This is a genomic window from Nonomuraea maheshkhaliensis (assembly GCF_039529435.1).
GTDB lineage: Bacteria > Actinomycetota > Actinomycetes > Streptosporangiales > Streptosporangiaceae > Nonomuraea > Nonomuraea maheshkhaliensis.
Window position 1 is genome coordinate 1 of sequence record NZ_BAAAMU010000125.1, and the last position, 17,949, is coordinate 17,949.

Annotated in this window: 13 protein-coding genes; 4 read left to right on the forward strand and 9 right to left on the reverse strand. The window is 72.1% G+C overall.

Going from position 1 to position 17,949, the window contains the following annotated elements; genetic code table 11:
* Positions 1-1,264 (forward strand): serine/threonine-protein kinase (locus ABFX54_RS46115; RefSeq protein ID WP_487047332.1); only part of this gene is annotated, 1,264 nt, incomplete at its 5' end.
* A 122-nt stretch (positions 1,265-1,386) separates the two neighbouring features.
* On the opposite strand, the gene ABFX54_RS46120 is transcribed toward ABFX54_RS46115, so the two are convergent.
* From ABFX54_RS46120 to ABFX54_RS46150, 7 genes are all read right to left on the reverse strand, one after another.
* Complete coding sequence (locus tag ABFX54_RS46120) at positions 1,387-1,506, reverse strand: VOC family protein (protein WP_346113383.1); 120 nt, start codon at positions 1,504-1,506, stop codon at positions 1,387-1,389.
* 6 nt (positions 1,507-1,512) lie between these two features.
* Positions 1,513-4,491 carry a helix-turn-helix transcriptional regulator gene (locus ABFX54_RS46125; RefSeq protein WP_346113384.1) on the reverse strand — a complete coding sequence of 993 codons (2,979 nt, stop codon included), beginning with the start codon at positions 4,489-4,491 and terminating at the stop codon, positions 1,513-1,515.
* Between the two features lie 185 nt (positions 4,492-4,676).
* A complete protein-coding gene (locus ABFX54_RS46130; protein ID WP_346113385.1) occupies positions 4,677-5,111 on the reverse strand; it encodes a GNAT family N-acetyltransferase in 435 nt (144 codons plus the stop codon).
* 45 nt (positions 5,112-5,156) lie between these two features.
* Complete coding sequence (locus tag ABFX54_RS46135; protein ID WP_346113386.1) at positions 5,157-6,293, reverse strand: acyl-CoA dehydrogenase family protein; 1,137 nt, start codon at positions 6,291-6,293, stop codon at positions 5,157-5,159.
* A 3-nt stretch (positions 6,294-6,296) separates the two neighbouring features.
* Positions 6,297-7,202, reverse strand: coding sequence for a hydroxymethylglutaryl-CoA lyase (locus ABFX54_RS46140; protein WP_346113387.1), 906 nt, complete (start codon positions 7,200-7,202; stop codon positions 6,297-6,299).
* The gene (locus tag ABFX54_RS46145) at positions 7,202-9,220 is read right to left on the reverse strand and encodes an acetyl/propionyl/methylcrotonyl-CoA carboxylase subunit alpha (protein ID WP_346113388.1); all 2,019 of its coding nucleotides are present in this window, start codon (positions 9,218-9,220) and stop codon (positions 7,202-7,204) included. Before ABFX54_RS46145 ends, ABFX54_RS46140 begins: the two co-directional genes overlap by 1 nt.
* Positions 9,221-9,224: 4 nt before the next feature.
* A complete protein-coding gene (locus ABFX54_RS46150; RefSeq protein WP_346113390.1) occupies positions 9,225-10,796 on the reverse strand; it encodes a carboxyl transferase domain-containing protein in 1,572 nt (523 codons plus the stop codon).
* Between the two features lie 61 nt (positions 10,797-10,857).
* Here ABFX54_RS46150 and ABFX54_RS46155 point away from each other — a divergent pair, with 61 nt between their 5' ends.
* Together ABFX54_RS46155 and ABFX54_RS46160 are read left to right on the forward strand one after the other, a co-directional pair.
* Positions 10,858-11,469, forward strand: a complete 612-nt coding sequence (locus tag ABFX54_RS46155) for an SACE_7040 family transcriptional regulator (protein WP_346113392.1) — start codon at positions 10,858-10,860, stop codon at positions 11,467-11,469.
* Between the two features lie 146 nt (positions 11,470-11,615).
* Complete coding sequence (locus ABFX54_RS46160; RefSeq protein ID WP_346113393.1) at positions 11,616-12,197, forward strand: hypothetical protein; 582 nt, start codon at positions 11,616-11,618, stop codon at positions 12,195-12,197.
* A 62-nt stretch (positions 12,198-12,259) separates the two neighbouring features.
* Here the strand turns inward: ABFX54_RS46160 and ABFX54_RS46165 are convergent, their stop codons facing one another.
* Positions 12,260-13,585 carry a hypothetical protein gene (locus ABFX54_RS46165; RefSeq protein ID WP_346113394.1) on the reverse strand — a complete coding sequence of 442 codons (1,326 nt, stop codon included), beginning with the start codon at positions 13,583-13,585 and terminating at the stop codon, positions 12,260-12,262.
* Positions 13,586-13,783: 198 nt separating this feature from the next.
* On the opposite strand from ABFX54_RS46165, the gene ABFX54_RS46170 reads away from it, so the two are divergent.
* A complete protein-coding gene (locus tag ABFX54_RS46170) occupies positions 13,784-16,003 on the forward strand; it encodes a thiamine pyrophosphate-dependent enzyme (protein WP_346113395.1) in 2,220 nt (739 codons plus the stop codon).
* Between the two features lie 7 nt (positions 16,004-16,010).
* On the opposite strand, the gene ABFX54_RS46175 is transcribed toward ABFX54_RS46170, so the two are convergent.
* On the reverse strand, positions 16,011-17,915 hold the full coding sequence (locus ABFX54_RS46175; protein WP_346113396.1) for a serine/threonine-protein kinase: 1,905 nt from the start codon (positions 17,913-17,915) through the stop codon (positions 16,011-16,013).
* Positions 17,916-17,949 lie beyond the last annotated feature (34 nt).

Consider the following 17,949-nt stretch of genomic DNA (forward strand, 5'->3'; position numbering starts at 1 on the left):
CCTCTCCGGGGCCGGAAACCCCGTCGCCGGGCTCCCCCCGGCCGGCACCCCCGGAGCCGGAATCCCCGGATCGAGCGCCCGCGCGGCCTCGGGAACCCCGTCGGCCCCCTCGGGTGCCGCCAGCGCTCCGACCGCCGCCACCCCTTCCGCTCCGCCGGCCTCCACTCCCTCCTACTCGGCTCCCAGCACCAGCCCGGTCCCCTCCGACACCGACCACGCGATGGTCCGCGTCGTGGACAACCTGTTCCGCAGTCTGGACAAGCTGGAGCTGGCGGTGGCCGTGCACCGGCTGTTCGCCGAGGACCCGGTCAGTCTCCGTACGCTCGCCCACAAGATGCTCGTCGAGCGGGACGCGCTCTCGCAGGCCCAGCGCACCGCCGAGGAGCGCGTCCTGCACTGGCTGCGTTCCTCCGAGTCCGCCCCGGTCACCGGCCACATGTTCCGCCTGACCGAGTGGCTGGGCGCGGCGGCCACCGAGGATCAGCTCATCGGCGCCGACCCGGCGCACCCGGTGACGGTCCCGTCGCTGCGCACGCCGCTCTGGCGCGTCCTGGTGACGCTCATGCCGGACCGCCGCTTCCAGGACGGCTGGCTCGTGGTGGGCGACCTGCACGGGCTGCAGAGCCGTACGAGGCAGCTCCTGGCGGCCAGCCCGCCCGACACCGACCTCGTGGAGCTCATGGGCGAGCTGGGCATCCGCGCCCATTCCGCCAAGGCATGGCTCGACGCGCTGCCCCCGGAGACCGGCCCCGACCCGGTGGCCGCCGCCTCGTCCCCGGCCCAGCCGCTGCCCCGGCGCACCCCTGGAGCCAACGGCCACCACCACCGGGGCGGCCAGCCCATCCCGTCGGCGACGACCGGAGCCATCGACCCCTCCGCCGCGCTGGCCACCCTGTCGGCGCTCTCGGGCGGCCGCTCCCCCATGCTCCCCGGCCTGGCGGGCGCCCCCGCCACCCCGCCGCCGCCGCTGCCTGGCCCGAACTCCGACCCGCGCCGCTGGCAGCGCATCGAGGTCACCCCCGAACACCTCAGGGGCGGCCCGGTGCCGGTGCCGGAAGGGTACGCGGCCCAGCTGGGCATGCGCCCCGGCACCCTGCTGTCGGTGACAGGACCCGGCGACAACGCCATCGTCCTGGTCTGGCAGGGCCACCAGCCGGTCTTCGACTCCCTCCAGCCGGTCCTCATGCGCCTGAACGCCCGCCCGGGCGACCAGGTCTACGTCACCGTGGACGGCTACCGCCTCGAAGCCCAGCTGACCGGCTGACCTCACCGACCACCCCGGCTCGCCACGTCTCACCGGCCTCCACTGCGGACGTCGCAGGGGTCAGGCCCGCAACCGAACCGCTCGCCCAAGCCCGCGCGCTCCGGCGTCCGACGCCGGTGGTGTCAGGAAGGCGTCAGGCAGAAGGGGTGGCCGGCCGGATCCAGGAGCACCCGCCAGCGTCCGTCGCCGGGCTGGCGGTCCGGTCTGGCCGCACCGAGCTCCAGGGCCGGCGCTTTCGGCACACACTCCTAGTCCTGGTCGAACAGGCGGAGGCGGTGGGCGGTGGCGGCGGCCTCGCCTCGGGTGGCCACGCCCAGCTTGGCCAGGATGTTGGACACGTGCACGCTCACCGTCTTCACCGAGATGAACAGCGCCTCGGCGATCTCCCGGTTGCTGCGCCCGCTGGTCACCTCCCGCAGCACCTCCAGCTCCCGCGCCGTCAGCCCGAGCGGCTGGCCGTCGTTGCCCTCGTCGGAGCCGCCGAGCCTGGCTCGCCGGCCGAAGACGTCGAGCTGTTCGAGCAGCGGCGTGGCGCCGAGCTCGCGGGCCAGCTCTCGCGCCCGGGTCAGCCGGGCGGCCGCCTCCTGCCGATCGCCGGCCGCCAGCGCCACCTGCGCCGCCCCGACCAGGCACTGCGCCTCAGGGTACGGCTCCCGCAGCTCGGCCCAGGCCCGCACCGCCTGGTCCCACGCCTTGAACTGCCAGGAGGCCGCGTCGGTCACGCAGGCGGACGTCGGCCCGGGCCCGGTCAGGGCGGTGAACGTGAGCCGGTGGGCCTGCTGCGACTCCCCCATGGTGTCGAGCCGCAAGGCGAGCGACCGGATCTCCGGCAGCAACGACAGCGCCTGCCGCGCGAGCGCCCCCAGCCCCGCGCCGGGCGCGGCGCCCATCAGGACCTCGGTGAGCTGCTTGGACGGCACCACGGCCCAGATGAGCCGCGCGACGGTCACCAGCACCGGCCACGAGTAGCGCGGGCTGCTGATCAGGTCGCGCTCCTCCAGGGCCCTGGCCGCCACCTCCACCGCCTGCTCCGGCTGCCCCCGCGCCGACAGCAGCTGCACCTCCCTGCGCAGGTGCGGCAGCGTCACCTGATCGCGGAAGGTGCCCCGCGACACGATCTGCCGTGAGGAGGCCATCAGCGCCTCGGCCCGGTCGAGCTGCCCCCGCGCGAGCGCGATGTCGGTGGCCAGCCCCTGCAGACTGGCCCGGTAGGGCGGGGGCGGCACGAGGTCGAGCGCGTGTTCGACCACCTGCAGCGCCTCGTCCCAGCGTCCGAGCGACAGCAGCGGCTCGGCCAGGTTGATCGACAGGAACGTGCCGGACGTGCGGGCCAGCCCGTAGTGGGCGGCGTCGTCGATCCCGCGCCGGGCGACCTGGGCGGCCCGCTCGTGCCAGCCCGCGCCCTCGAAGGCGTCGGACTCGGAGACCGCGCAGCGCAGCAGCGCGTTGTAGGCCCCGTCGCGCTGGGCGATGCGGCGTGCCTCGGCGAACGTCTCGATCTGCAGCTCCATCTCGGAGTAGCACGCCTTGCCCCAGTTGAGGCTGATCAGCGCGTGCGCCTCGACGTTGGCGTCGCCGATCTCGTGGCCCAGCTCGATCGCGCGCTGGGCCGTGTCGAGCCGTTCCTGGAGGTCTTCCGGGCCGGTGAGCATGCGCGCGAACGTCTCCAGCACCTGGCCACGGAGCCTGAGCTCGTCGTCCGGCACGAGGGCGGCGGCCTTGCGCAGGTCGTCGAGGAAGCCGGGACGGCCGAGATCCCAGCGGGTCAGGCCGCGCTGGCGCAGCACCATGGCCGTCCGCACCGGGTCGGCGTCGTGGTCGAGCTCGTCGAGGGCGGCGCTGCCCAGGGCGATGCCGCGTTCGTACTCGCCGGCCAGGTGGGCGACCGTGGCCGTCTGCCTGAGCACGTCGATCCGGTCGGTGCCGATGCGCTCGGCCGCGTCGGGCACGAGGTCCCACAGCTCCAGCACTCTGGACAACATGCGCAGCTGCGCGTCGTAGGCGGTGGAGGTGCGGGCCGCGTCAGCCGCGCGCCAGGCGCTGACCAGCGCCCAGGCGTAGTCGTCGGACTGCCGGGTGTGGTGGGCCAGCTCGATCGCGCCGCGCGGGGCGGGCAGGATCGACAGGTCGCGCTCCAGTGCCTCGGCGTAGCGGGTGTGCAGGCGGATGTGCTCGCCGGGCAGCAGGTCGTCGTCGAGCGCCTCGCGGATGAGCGCGTGACGGAAGGAGTAGCCCTCGCCGTCGACCACGAGCACGTTGCCCGCCACCGCGGGGCGCAGGGCGCGCGACAGCCTCTCCTCGTCGAGCCCGGCGACGGCGCTGAGCAGGTCGTGCTCGATGCGCTGACCACCGACGCTGGCCACCCGCAGCAGCTCCTGCGTCTCCTCCGGCAGCCGCTCGACGCCGGCCAGCAGCAGGTCACGCAGCGACTCGGGCAGCGCCTCCTGGCCGTCGGCCTCGCTCAGCAGCGCCTCCACGAACAGCGGGTTGCCCTCGCTGCGCGCGTAGATGAGGTCCATGTCGGCGGCGGACGGCTCGCGCTCGAGGATGCCCGCGGCCAGGGCGACGGCCTCCCTGCGGGTGAGCCGGCGCAGCTCGGCCCTGGTCACCCACTCGACCCGGCCCAGCTCGGCGAGCAGCGGCCGCAGCGGGTGGGAGCGGTGCAGCTCGTCGGTGCGGTAGGTCACGACGAGGAGCAGGCGGGCCGCGGTGCGCTGATAGCGGACGAGGAACGTCAGCAGGTCGCGGGTGGCGCGGTCGGCCCAGTGGGCGTCTTCGACGATCAGCACCACGGGACGGTCTTCCGCGAGCCGCTCCAGCAGCCCGAGCACCTGCTCGAACAGCCTGGCCCTGGCCTCGGCCCCCTCCTCGCCCGGCTCACCGAACTCGGGCAGCAGCCGGGCCAGCCCGCGCGTGTCGCCGCCGGGCACCAGCGCGGCGACGCCGGCGCGGCCCAGCTCGCGCAGGAGCCCGCGCAGCACGGCGGTGAACGGCGCGAACGGCAGGCCCTCCGTGCCCAGCTCCAGGCAGCCGCCGACGAGCACCCTGGCGTCCTCGGCCCGGCGGCCGGTGAACTCCCTGACCAGCCGCGTCTTGCCGACCCCCGCCTCGCCGCCGACGAGCACGGTGGACGACGCGCCCGCGCGGGCCCGGCCCAGGGCGTCACCGAGGGCGGCGAGCTCGCGGGCACGCCCGACGAACAGGGGGCTCACGGCGTGGATGCTCACGCCCTAAGGATGCCATCCGGTCACGACAGAAACCCGCGCCGAGCCGGAGCTTCGCGAGGAGCGTACGGAAACGCCGGGCCCGGACCGTCGCTCCCGAGCCCACCGCAGGACCTCAGCTCATCGCGGGACCTCAGCCCAGCGCGGGACCTCAGCTCACCGCCGGGCCTCGCGGAGGCCGGAGGAGGTCAGCGCAGGACCTTGCGGAAGAACGTGGCCGACGCCTCGTAGCCCAGCGCGTGGTAGAACTCCGGCGCCCGCCGCGTGGCCATCGCCACGTAGCCGGCCTCCCGCGTGCGGGCCCACCGCTCGAACTCCTCCAGCAGCGTCCGCCCGATCCCCTGCCGCCGCGACCCGGACTGGACCATCGCCTCCTCCACCCAGGCCACCGGCCCGTTGGCGAAGAGCGTCAGGTGCACGAACCCGAGCAGGTAACCGTGGACCCGGCCGTTCACGACGGCCACGAGCAGGAGGGCGTCGTCGTTGGCGAGGAGTTGGGGGAGCGCCGCGTCGAAGGCCTCGCGCTCGGGCCTGAAGGTCAGGCCGAACTCGCGGGCCAGTGCGAACACCTCGTCCGCGTCCGCCTTCTCCGCCTTCCTGATGAGAAGATCGTCAGCCGTCATGACCATCGACCCTAGATCGTGCACCGCCGCCTCCGCAAACACCGTTCACAGGTCACCGAGCCCGAGCTGACGAGCGATGAGCATGCGCTGCACCTCGCTGGTGCCCTCCCCGATCTCCAGCACCTTCGCGTCGCGGTAGAAACGCGCGACGGGGAACTCGTTCATGAACCCGTAGCCGCCGAAGACCTGGGTCGCGTCCCGCGCGTTGTCCATCGCCGCGTTGGACGCGACCAGCTTGGCGATCGCCGCTTCCTTCTTGAACGGCACCCCGGCCAGCATCTTCTCCGCCGCGTGGTAGTAGGCCAGACGCGCGGTGTGGGCGCGGACCTCCATGTCGGCGATCTTGAACTGGATGGACTGGTAGTGGCCGATCGGATGGCCGAACGCCCGCCGGTCCCGTACGTACGTCAGGCACTCGTCCACACACCCCTGCGCCAGCCCGACGCTAAGAGCCGCGAGCGCGATGCGGCCCTCGTCGAGCGTCTGCAGGAACTGCGCGTAGCCCCGGCCGCGCTCGCCCAGCAGGTTCTCGGCGGGCACGCGGCAGTCGGTGAAGGCCAGCTCGCGCGTGTCGGAGGCGTTCCAGCCGACCTTGGAGTACTTCTTCGAGACCGTGAACCCGGGAGTGCCGCTGGGCACGAGGATCGTGGAGATCTCCCGTTCGCCGGTGAGCGCGGCCACGCCGACGACGCCGGTGATGTCGGTGCCGGAGTTCGTGATGAACGCCTTCGTCCCGTTGATCACCCATTCGCCGCCGTCCAGGACGGCGGTGCTGCGCATCCCGCCGGGCACGTCGGACCCGCCGCCCGGCTCGGTCAGGCCGAACGCGCCGAGCATCTCCCCCGAGGTCAGCTTCGGCAGCCAGGTCATGCGCTGCTCGTCGGTGCCGAAGCGGTAGATCGGCATCGCGCCGAGCGACACCGCCGCCTCCAGCGTGATCGCCACGCTGGAGTCGACCCTGGCCAGCTCCTCCAGGGCCAGGCAGAGGGCGAAGTAGTCGCCGCCCATCCCGCCGTACTCCTCGGGGATGGGCAGCCCGAACAGTCCCATCGCGCCCATCTGCCGCACGATGTCGTACGGGAACTCCTCGCGCTCGTAGAAGTCCCCGATCACCGGGGCGACCACCTCGCGGGCGAAAGACTCGACGGTCTTGCGCAGCTCTTCGTACTCGTCCTTGAGCATGTCTCAGCCTTTCGACAGCGCCTGTACGACGCGGGAGGGGCTGGGCCGCCCGAGCAGCTCCGCCAGCCAGGTGCTGGTGGACACGAGCTTGCCCAGGTCGAGCCCGGTTCCGATGCCGAGTCCTCGCAACATCCAGACCAGGTCCTCGGTGGCGAGGTTGCCGGTGGCGGACTCGGCGTAGGGACAGCCCCCGATGCCGCCCGTGGAGGCGTCGACCGTCGTGACGCCCGCCCTGAGTGCGGCGAGGGTGTTGGCCAGCGCCTGGCCGTAGGTGTCGTGGAAGTGCACGGCGAGGCGTTCGGGCCGGCGGAAGGCGCCGATCAGGGCGGTGACGTGGCCTGGCGTGCCGACGCCGATGGTGTCGCCGAGCGACAACTGGTAGCAGCCGAGCCCGAGCAGCCGTTCGCCGACGGTGACCACCTGGGCGATGGGCGTGGGGCCCTCCCAGGGGTCGCCGAAGCACATCGACACGTACGCGCGCACCTTGATCCCGTTGTCCAGCGCCCTGGCCACGACCGGCTCGAACATCTCGAACTGGCTCTCCAGGCTGCGGTTGAGGTTCTTGGCGGCGAAGGTCTCGGTCGCGCTGGCGAAGACGGCGATCTCGTCCACGCCCAGGTCGAGCGCGCGGTCGAGGCCGCGTTCGTTCGGCACGAGCACGGGGTAGCGCACGCCCGGCCTGCGGTGCAGCCGCTCCAGCAGCTCGCCGGCGTCGGCCAGCTGCGGCACCCATCTGGGGTGCACGAAGCTGGTCGCCTCGATCACCTTGTGCCCCGCGTCCGCGAGCCGGTCGATGAACTCGGCCTTGACCTCGACGGGCACGATCGACGACTCGTTCTGCAGCCCGTCGCGCGGGCCGACCTCGTAGACCGTGACCTGGTGCGGCAGGCCCTCTTCCTGGTACGGCATCACGACGCCTCCTCAGCGGTGATCACGGCCAGGACGGCGTCCATGTCCACGGGACGGCCCGCCCGGGCGGTCAGCTCGGAGACGATCCCGTCGCGCGGGGCCGTGACCGTGTGCTCCATCTTCATCGCCTCCACGACGATCAGCGGCTGCCCCTCGCTCACCCGGTCCCCGCGCTCGGCCTTGACGAGCAGGACGGTGCCGGGCATGGGGCTCCTGACCACGCCGTCGCCCGCCGTCGCGGCGCCTGGGCGGTCGCCGGGGTCGCCGATGAGGTGCCTGGTCAGCTGCCAGGACGCGCCGTCGCGGCCGAGCCAGAGCGTGTCGGCGCGGCGTACGCACAGGTAGTGCTCGGTGCGGTCGCCGATGGTGACGCTGAGCGTCCGGTCACCCGCGCGTTGCCGGGTGCGGATCCGGGCCGGTCGCGGGCGTCCTTCGTCGTCCATGACCTCGGCGGACTCCTCCGGCAGGCCGCGCACGCGCACCGCGTGCACGCCGTCCCTCGACTCCAGCCGCCACGTCGTCCACGCGGGCTCGCCGACGCGCCACCCGTCGGGGACCTCCCACGGGTCGTCGCCCTGCGGCAGGGCGTGGAAGACGAGCGCCGCCGCGGCGAGCACGTCCTGCGGGACGCCGTCCGCGCCCACCAGCTCGGGCAGCAGCCGCTCGACCAGCCCCGTGTCCAGCTCGCCCGCGCGTACGGCCGGGTGGGCGGCCAGCGCCCGCAGGAACGGGAGGTTGGTGACCACGCCCAGGACGGCCGTGCCCGCCAGCGCCCGGTCGAGCGCGCGCAGTGCCGCGTCGCGGTCGTGGCCCCAGGCGATGACCTTGGACAGCATGGGGTCGTACTCGCTGCCGACCGTCCCGCCCTCGACCAGCCCGGAGTCCACCCGCACGACCGCGCTCCCGCCGCCGGCCGCTCCCACCGCCACAGGTCCCGCCATAGATCCCGCCGCCGGTCCCGGGCCATCCGCGGGTTCGCGCAGGGCGAGTACGTGCCCGCCCGTCGGCAGGAAGCCGCGCGCCGGGTCCTCGGCGTACACGCGCGCCTCGACCGCGTGCCCGGCGAGCCGCACCTCGTCCTGCCCGAACGGGAGCCGCTCGCCGGCCGCCACCCTGAGCTGCAGCTCCACCAGGTCCAGCCCGGTGACCAGCTCGGTGACGGGGTGCTCGACCTGGAGGCGGGTGTTCATCTCCATGAAGTGGTAGGCCCCGGTCGTGCCGTCCACGATGAACTCGACCGTGCCCGCCCCCACGTAGCCCACCGCGCGCGCGGCCTCCACGGCCGCCGCGCCCATCGCGGCGCGCGTCTCGGGGGTGACGAACGGCGACGGCGCCTCCTCGATGATCTTCTGGTGCCTGCGCTGGAGGCTGCACTCGCGCTCCCCCAGGTGCACGACGCCGCCGTGGGCGTCGGCCATGACCTGGATCTCGATGTGGCGCGGGCGCTCGACGTAACGCTCGATCAGCAGCGTCCCGTCGCCGAACGCCGCCAGCGCCGTACGCCGGGCCGACTCGATCGCGCCGGGCAGCTCGGCGGCCGAGCGCACCAGCACCATGCCCTTGCCGCCACCGCCGGCGGACGGCTTGATCAGGGCGGGGAAGTCGGTCCACGCCTGCAGCCCCGGCTCGGTCGTGCCCGGCACCACGGGCACCCCGGCGGCCGACACCGTGGCCTTGGCCCGGATCTTGTCGCCCATGGCCTCGATGGCCTCGGCCGGCGGGCCGACGAACACGAGCCCGGCGGCCACGCAGCGGCGGGCGAACTCGGGGTTCTCGGCGAGGAAGCCGTAGCCGGGGTGCACGGCCTGCGCGCCTGCCTCGCGGGCCGCCCCGATAATCGCCTCAATATCCAGATATTTCGACACCTGGAGGGCTATGTCGGCTTCGCGCACATGCTTGGCCTCCGCGTCGGACAGGGTGTGCACGGCCACGGACGTGATGCCGAGGGCGCGCAACGTGCGCGCGATCCGTACGGCGATCTCGCCCCTGTTGGCGATCAGAACACGGTCGAACACCATCGCGTCACATCCGGAAGACGCCGTAACCGGCGGGTTCGAGCGGGGCGTTGGCCGCCGCGGACAGTGCCAGGCCCAGGACGGTGCGGGTGTCGAGCGGGTCGATCACCCCGTCGTCCCACAGCCTGGCCGTGGAGTAGTAGGGATTGCCCTGGTGCTCGTACTGGGCCCTGATCGCGTCGGGGTCGGCGTCGCCGACGGTCGTGAGCACGTTCGCGGCCTGCTCGCCGCCCATGACCGAGATGCGGGCGTTCGGCCACATCCACAGGAACCTGGGCGAGTACGCCCGCCCGGCCATCGCGTAGTTCCCCGCACCGAACGAGCCCCCGATCACCACCGTGAACTTCGGCACCCGCGCGCACGCCACGGCCGTCACCATCTTGGCGCCGTGCTTGGCGATGCCGCCCGCCTCATACGCCTTGCCGACCATGAAGCCGCTGATGTTCTGCAGGAACAGCAGGGGGATCCGGCGCTGGTCGCACAGCTCGATGAAGTGGGCGCCCTTCATGGCCGACTCGCCGAACAGGATGCCGTTGTTGGCCACGACGCCCACCGGGTGGCCGTGCACGTGGGCGAACCCGGTCACGAGGGTCGATCCGTACTCGGCCTTGAACTCCAGGAAGCGCGAGCCGTCCACGATCCTGGCGATCACCTCGCGCACGTCATAGGGCTGACGCGTGTCGGCGGGCACGATCCCGTACAGGTCGCGGGGGTCGTGCAGGGGCGGCTCAGGCGCGATCGTGTCCCAGGGACGGGCGGCGCGCGGGGCCAGCGTGGAGACGATGTCGCGGACGATGGCCAGCGCGTGCGCGTCGTCCTCGGCCAGGTGGTCGGTGACGCCGCTGACGCGCGCGTGCAGATCGCCGCCGCCCAGCTCCTCAGCCGTGACCTCCTCGCCGGTGGCCGCCTTCACCAGCGGCGGGCCGCCCAGGAAGATCGTGCCCTGGCCGCGGACGATGACCGCCTCGTCGCTCATCGCGGGCACGTACGCGCCGCCGGCCGTGCACGAGCCGAGCACGGCGGCGATCTGCGGGATGCCGCGGGCCGACATCGTGGCCTGGTTGTAGAAGATGCGGCCGAAGTGCTCACGGTCGGGGAACACCTCGTCCTGCCTGGGCAGGAACGCCCCGCCCGAGTCGACGAGATAGACGCAGGGCAGGTGGTTGTGCAGGGCCACCTCCTGCGCGCGCAGGTGCTTCTTGACCGTGATCGGATAGTACGTGCCGCCCTTCACGGTGGCGTCGTTGGCCACGATCACGCACTCGCGGCCCGACACACGGCCGACGCCGGTGATGATGCCGGCCGCGGGCGCCTGGTCGTCGTAGAGTCCGCCGGCGGCCAGCGGCGACAGCTCCAGGAAGCGCGAGCCCGGGTCGAGCAGGCCGTCCACGCGGTCGCGCGGCAGCAGCTTGCCGCGTTCGACGTGGCGGCGCCGCGACCGCTCCGGCCCGCCGAGCGCGGCGGTCGCGAGCCGTTCGAGCAGCTCGGCGGCCAGCCGCTCGTTGAGCTCGGCGTTGCTCTTGTACCCCTCGCTCCCGGGCACGGCGGCCGATCTCAGCACCGGCCAGTCACTGCTCATGAGTCCCCTCTCATGGCACGGATGTTAGTCATCATTAACGTCATCGTCTAGCATGTGAGACGTGGCCACCGTCTCCAGCGCTACCTCCGGCACTCCTACCCGCGGGCGGCGCAACAGGCGTGCGCAGATCCTGGAGGCGGCCGCCCGGCTGTTCGCGGCGCGCGGCTTCCACGGCGTCTCGATCGAGGACATCGGTGGCGCGGTCGGCGTCTCAGGGCCCGCGCTCTACCGCCACTTCGACGGCAAGGACGCGCTGCTGTCGGAGATGCTGCTCGACATCAGCTCACGGCTGCGCGAGTCGGCGGTCGCGGCCGTCACGGCCTCCGCCGACCCGAGAGACACGCTCGACGCGCTGCTCGACGCGCAGATCACGTTCGCGATCGAGCAGCCGGCGCTGATCACGGTGCACGACAGGGAGTTGGGCAACGTGCCCGAGCCCGCCCGGCGGCAGATCAGGCGGCTGCAGCGGCTCTACGTCGAGGAATGGGTGACGGTGCTGGCCGAGCTGCACCCCACCTGCCCGGCGGCCCGGCTGCGCGCGGCCACGCACGCGGTGTTCGGCCTGCTCAACTCCACCCCGCACAGCGCCGGCGAGCTACCGGCCCAGGACATGCGGCCTCTCCTGCACACGATGGCCCACGCCGCCATCGCCGCCGCCGTTAAGGCTCGCTAACTTTTTCGCGGGTTACTCGGTCGAGGCGAACTGAATAGGACTGACTTTCGCATCTGTCTGCGCACGATCTTGTACGGAGGGTAGCTTTCCCGATGCAGCCGCGCGGCTCATCCCCTTCTCCCCTCCGAGCAAAGGAGCACATCCGAATGTTGGACTGCGAAGAGCGACACCTCCGCCTGGAAACCCGGTTGAAGGCCCTCGAGGACGCTACAGTGAGCGGCGTGCCTGGACAGAGCATCGCCACCCGCTTCTGGACTCATTACGGCCGGATCTCCATAGTCGCGCAGAACATCAACGAGAAGATCGAGCGCGAGGTCGGCACCCTCAGGACAGAGATGAAGGCCGGCTTCGCCGCAGTCGAGCAGCGGTTCGAGCAGGTTGACCAGCGGTTCGAGCAAGTCGACCAGCGGTTCGAGCAAGTCGACCAGCGGTTCGAGCAAGTCGACCAGCGGTTCGAGCAAGTCGACCAGCGGTTCGAGCAAGTCGATGAACGTCTCGGCAAGCTGGACCACCGCGTCTCGCTGCTTGGGACCGAGATCAACATGCTCAGGTCGACCGCCCATGAGATGTCCGACGGAATCGCCAAGATCAACAAGGACAGCGCTCGCAGGGATCTGCGGATCGACAAGATCGAGAAGCAGCTCGCCACTCACGATGAGCGGTTCAACTCGATCGAGGCCCTCCTGATCCGCATCGACGCCAAGCTCACCGGCGACCAGCCCAACTGAGCAGGAGAACGATCGAGGCCCGAGGTGGTGCCCCCGGGCCTCGATCGTTCAGTGGTGGATGATCAGCGCCGCACGCGGACGTAGTCCCTGCGGCTGTCGTCGCCGTAGGTGTCCTCGTCACCACCGAACACGAACTTCCAGTGCCCCGACCGCCAGGCCTTGACCCTGGTGTAGAGCCGGCCGGTCTCGCTCGACCAGGTCGACTTCACGTACTGCCACTTCTTCGAGCCGAGCGGCTTGAAGTGCAGCCGCACCTTGCCCTCGTAGCCTTCCCAGCTGCCCTCGTCGTCGATCTGCAGCTTGCCCTTGAACTGCAGGTACCGGCCGCGCTTGACCGGCTCCGGGTAGGCGTTGAACTTGATCAGCCGGGTGTCGGCCTTCGCGGGCTCGGGCTCCGGCTCGGGGGCGGGCTCGTTGACCCGGACCCAGTCGGCGTCGCTGATCGAGCCGTTGACGCCGCGCGTGCCGGCGTACTGGGCGCGCCACCAGCCGGAGGTCTGCGCCTGCGCCACGGCCCAGAAGCGGCCGTGCCTGCCGGTCACGTCGCTGGTGACGTACTCCCACCTGCGCGAGCCGTCGGCCTTGAAGAAGACGCTGACGCGCTGGCCGGCCAGGCCGCCGCGGCCGTCGACGCGCAGGGCGCCGGTGAAGGCGAGCCGGTCGCCCTTGTCCACCGGTTCCGGACGGGCGTCGAAGCCGACGAGGTGGCTGGCGAGGTTGGCGCGCTTGACGTCCACGCGGTCGGACTCGCTGACGGAGCCCTTGGCGGTGCCGGTGGCGGCGAACGAGGCCCGCCACCAGCCGGTGGCCTCGGCCTTGACGCGGGTGCCGAACCAGCCGCCGCGGCCGGTGTTCACCTTGGCGACCTCGCGGTAGTCGTTCGAGCCGCGGGCGCGGAAGGCGATGGAGACGGACTGGCCGTCGTAGCCCCTGCCGTTGGCCAGCAGCCGGCCGGCGACCCTGATGTCGTCGCCCTTGTCGACCAGGTCGGGGCTGGCGTCGAAGTCGCCGAACGAGGTGGTCAGGGCCTTGGCGACGACGAACGAGCCGGACTTGACCGCGGGCGGCGTGCCCTGGGCGGTGGCGATGTAGTTGTACCTGCCGGGGCCGAGGGACTTGGTGCCCGTCCACTTCAGGCCGCCGTTGGCCGGCGCGGACGAGACGCTGACCGTCTCTCCGTTCAGCTTCAGGCCGGCCTCGGTCGCGTCCGTGGTCGTGAAGGTGAACGTGACGTTGACCGGCGAGTCGAAGACGACCGGCGCGGCCGGGCTGACGCCCACGTCGCTGATGGTGGTGGCGGTGGCCGCCGTCGCCGCGGGAGGGGCCATGACGAGCGTCCCTGCTCCGAGCACGACTGCGAGGGCGGCGACACGAATGCGTTGTAACATGCGGGTTCCTTTCTGGAGACCCCATTGGTCCAACGCGGCATTGAGGGTGCCACGTGTGTCATATAAGTAGACGTGCGCTCGGGCGACAGGGTTGAGTATTCTGACAAACCGTAATAATTGCGGGTCAAACGGACCGGTCCACAAGATGTCACCGGTGTCCGGCAGACGTCAGCGCCGATCAGGGACATAATCGATGCTGTGGCGCGGGACACAGTTGAGACTCACTTCACCCAAGCGGTTGCGACGCTCAAGGCGGGCCCGGAGCGAGATCCGGGGCTGCCGGTCCGCGAGGGCACGTCCCTGACCGGCGGGGAGGCCAGGACGTTGTTCCTGCGCCAGCTCGACAGCCGGCTGCTCGACATCGCCGCCCGCTGGCTGCGCGGGCAGGACGAGGGCTACTACACGATCGGCTCCGCCGGTCACGAGGGCAACGCGGCCGTGGCCGCCGCCCTGCGGCCCGACGACCCGGCGCTGCTCCACTACCGCTCGGGCGCCTTCTACCTGACCCGCTCCGAGCAGGCCGGGCGACTGCCCGAGCAGGGCATCCGCGACGTGCTGATGGGCCTGACCGCCGCGGCCGACGAGCCCATCGCGGGCGGCCGGCACAAGGTGTTCGGCCATCCCGACCTGGCTGTCATCCCGCAGACCTCGACCATCGCCAGCCATCTGCCGAGGGCCGTGGGGGTGGCGTTCGCCATCGAGCGGGCCAGAGCGCTCGGCGTGCGGTCCGCCTGGCCTTCCGACGCCCTCGCGGTGTGCAGCTTCGGCGACGCCTCGGTCAACCACGCCAGCGCCCTGTCCGGCTTCAACACCGCCTCCTACGCCACCTACCAGGGGCAGGCGCTGCCGCTGCTGTTCGTGTGCGAGGACAACGGCATCGGCATCAGCGTCCGCACGCCCAAGGGCTGGGTGGAGGCGGCCGCGCGGCGCCCCGGCATCGAATACTTCGCCGCCGACGGCTGCGACCTGGCCGCTGCCTACGACGCCGCCGCCCGCGCCGTCCAGCACGTGCGCGAGCATCGCTCCCCCGCGTTCCTGCACCTGTCCACGGTGCGGCTCATGGGCCACGCCGGGTCCGACGTCGAGTCGGCGTACCGCACCCAGCGCGAGATCAGGGCCGATCTCGAACGCGACCCGCTCCTGCGTACGGCCGCCCTGCTCGTCGAGGCGGGGCTGCGGACGCCGGACGACCTGCTCACCCTGTACGAGTCCGCCCGCGAACACGTGCTGCGGATCGCCCTGGAGACCACCCGCAGCCCGCGGCTCGGCTCGGCCGAGGAGGTCATGGAGCCGATCGCGCCACGCAGGCCCGAGCTGATCGCCAAGATCAGCCCGATGGCGGCCTCCGCCGCGGTCAGGGAGAAGGCGTTCGCCGGTGCGCTGCCCGAGAACGACAAGCCGATGACGCTGTCACAGTCGATCAACCGCACGCTCGCCGACGCGCTGGCCGTCTATCCGGAGATGACGGTCTTCGGGGAGGACGTCGCCAAGAAGGGCGGCGTCTACGGCGTGACCAGGGGGCTGCAGAAGCGGTTCGGGGCGGGGCGGGTGTTCGACACGCTGCTCGACGAGCAGGCCGTGCTGGGGCTGGCGCTCGGCCAGGGCGTGTCGCGGCTGCTGCCCGTGCCCGAGATCCAATATCTGGCCTACCTGCACAACGCGCTCGACCAGATCCGCGGCGAGGCGGCCACGCTGTCGTTCTTCTCGCGTCACCAGTACACCAACCCGATGGTGGTGCGGGTGGCCGGATACTCCTACCAGAAGGGGTTCGGCGGCCACTTCCACAACGACAACGCGGTGGCCGCGCTGCGTGACATCCCCGGGCTGGTCATCGCCTCACCGGCGCGGCCCGACGACGCCTCCGCCATGCTGCGCACCTGCTTGGCGGCGGCCCGTACGTCCGGCTCTGTCTGCGTGTTCCTGGAGCCGATCGCGCTCTACCACACGCGCGACCTGTTCGACGCGGGTGACGGCGGCTGGCTGGCGCCCTACGCGCCCCCCGGGCGCTGGCCGGAGACGCACGTGCCGATCGGGCGGGCGCGCTCCTACGGCGACGGGCGCGACCTGACGATCGTCACGTTCGGCAACGGGCTGCGGATGAGCCTGCGCGCCGCGGTGCGGCTCACCCAGGAGGGGTACGGCTGCCGCGTCCTCGACCTGCGCTGGCTGTCCCCGCTGCCGGTCGAGGACCTGCTGCGGGCGGCAGAGCTGACCGGCAACGTGCTGATCGCCGACGAGACCCGGCGCTCCGGCGGCGTCTCCGAGGGCATCGTGGCCGAGCTGCTCGACGCCGGCTACACCGGCACGGTCGCCCGGGTCACCTCATCCGACAGCTTCATCCCGCTCGGCGGCGCCGCCGATCACGTGCTGCTGTCGGAGGACGAGATCGAGCAGGCGGCGCGCAAGCTCCTCGGCTGACCGGTCGTCACTGGCTCTGCTTGGCCCGTGCGCCCCTGATGCAGTACGGCGCCGACCAGGCCACCGTGGAGTTCTCCGAGATCCGCAGCGGCACGCCGACCAGGAAGCAGTAGCCGCGGTCTGGGTCGAGGCCGGCGATCCTGGCCGAGGTGGCGCCCGTGGTCAGCGCGGTGATCGCCTGCTCGCCCTGCTTGACCGGAGAACGCTGGAGGACCACCGGGTAGTCGCGGGCGCCGGCGGGCAGGGTCCAGCGCAGCTCCACCAGCGCTCCCTGGTCGGCCGCCGCCTTCACCTGGCGGGGCGCCAGGGCGGCCACCTGACGCTTGTCGATGGAGGTGTCGGCCTCGGGCCGCTGCTGGGGCTCGGTCGTGGTGGTGGCCTGGGTGCCGCGGGGGCTGGAGGGCGGCTGGAGCGACAGGTAGACCGCCAGCACGGTGCCGCCGGTGACGGCGACCGCCACGGCGCCGCCGATCAGGATGCCGTTCTTGACGCGGGTGGTGCCGGCCGAACCGGGCGGCTTCCGGTGTCCGGTGCTCGGCTGACCCTGGGCCTGGGCCGGCTGGGCTGTGGGGAGCTGGGCCTGGGCGTAGGGGGCCTGCGCCGGCTGGGCGGGGGCGAACTGTGCGGCTTGGTGGGGATGCGCGATTTGGTTGGGGTGTACGGCTTGGTTGGGGTGTACGGCTTGGTTGGGGTGTACGGGGCCGGGCTGGGCTTGGTGGGGCTGCGCTGGACCGGGCTGGGCTTGGCGGGAGGCTGAGTACTCCGGGCTCCACCGCGGATCGTCCGGCCGGCCCGGCGCCGTGTACGCCTGTGCCGACGCTGCGGCGGCCGTGTCGGGCGTCACCCCGCTCTGGCCGGTGACCTGCTGCGGGAAGGGCGGCAACTGGCTGCCCGTGGCGGGGAAGGCGCCTTGATGGTCGCCGGTGGCGGGAGCTCCCCCTCCTTGCGGCGCATGGTGACCGGTGGCAGGGAGAGCGCCGCCCCGCGGCAGGTGATGGCCCGTGGCCGGCGGGCCACCGCCAGTCTGGGACAAACCGGCGGCAGGTGCGGGGCCGGAGTCCTGGCCGAGCAGGTCGGTGACCGGGAGGCCCAGGTCCGCCTGTACCGCCTGAAGGTGCCTGGCCAGCTCACGCGCGGACCCGTACCGGGACTCGGGCTGCTTGGACATCGCCCGTACGACGGACTCGAACACCGCCCGCGGCACGTCCGGGCGGTTGATCGGCGGCGGCTCGACGCTGAGCACGCGGTACATCAGCGGTGCGATCGACGGGTCGGCCGGGTTGTGGAAGGCGGGCTGGCCGGCGAGCAGGTGGTAGAGGGTCGAGCCGAGCGAGTAGATGTCGGTCGAGGCCGAGTGGGGCTGGCCGGTCAGCACCTCGGGCGCGGCGTGCAGCGGGGTGAACGCCTGCGAGGTGGCCGAGATCTCCGAGGAGTCGACGACTCTGGCCACGCCGAAGTCGGCGATGGCGAGCTCGCCGTACCGGGAGATGAGGATGTTCTGCGGCTTGATGTCGCCATGCAGCACCCCGGCCTCGTGTACGGCGGCCAGCGCGCCGGCGAGCTTGACGCCCGCTCGCAGCACCTCGGGCACCGGCAGCGGCCCCTCCTTGCGGACCTTGTCGCGCAGGGAGCCGTTCTCGAAGAAGTCCATCGCGATGTACGGCTTGCCCGAGCTCGTCACGCCCGTGTCGAAGACGGTGACCACGTTCGGATGCCCGGTGAGGCGGCCGGTGAGCTGCAGCTCGCGCTGGAACCTGCGCATCGTGCGCTGGTCGACCCGGTCGACGGACAGCACCTTGAGCGCCACGACGCGGTCGAGGCGCTCCTGGTAGGCGCGGTACACGACGGCGAATCCGCCCTGACCCGCCTGATCGAGTACCCGGTACCCCGGGGCGTCCTCGACTGGCAGCACGTCATCTCCCCCTGTTGCCGTGGAGTTTAGTGCG

Coding starts and splice junctions, on each gene's coding strand:
- ABFX54_RS46130 (WP_346113385.1), bottom strand. CDS start 5,111: ATGACGGCTGACGATCTTCTCATCAGGAAGGCGGAGAAGGCGGACGCG.
- ABFX54_RS46135 (WP_346113386.1), bottom strand. CDS start 6,293: ATGCTCAAGGACGAGTACGAAGAGCTGCGCAAGACCGTCGAGTCTTTC.
- ABFX54_RS46140 (WP_346113387.1), bottom strand. CDS start 7,202: ATGCCGTACCAGGAAGAGGGCCTGCCGCACCAGGTCACGGTCTACGAG.
- ABFX54_RS46145 (WP_346113388.1), bottom strand. CDS start 9,220: ATGGTGTTCGACCGTGTTCTGATCGCCAACAGGGGCGAGATCGCCGTA.
- ABFX54_RS46150 (WP_346113390.1), bottom strand. CDS start 10,796: ATGAGCAGTGACTGGCCGGTGCTGAGATCGGCCGCCGTGCCCGGGAGC.
- ABFX54_RS46160 (WP_346113393.1), top strand. CDS start 11,616: ATGTTGGACTGCGAAGAGCGACACCTCCGCCTGGAAACCCGGTTGAAG.
- ABFX54_RS46165 (WP_346113394.1), bottom strand. CDS start 13,585: ATGTTACAACGCATTCGTGTCGCCGCCCTCGCAGTCGTGCTCGGAGCA.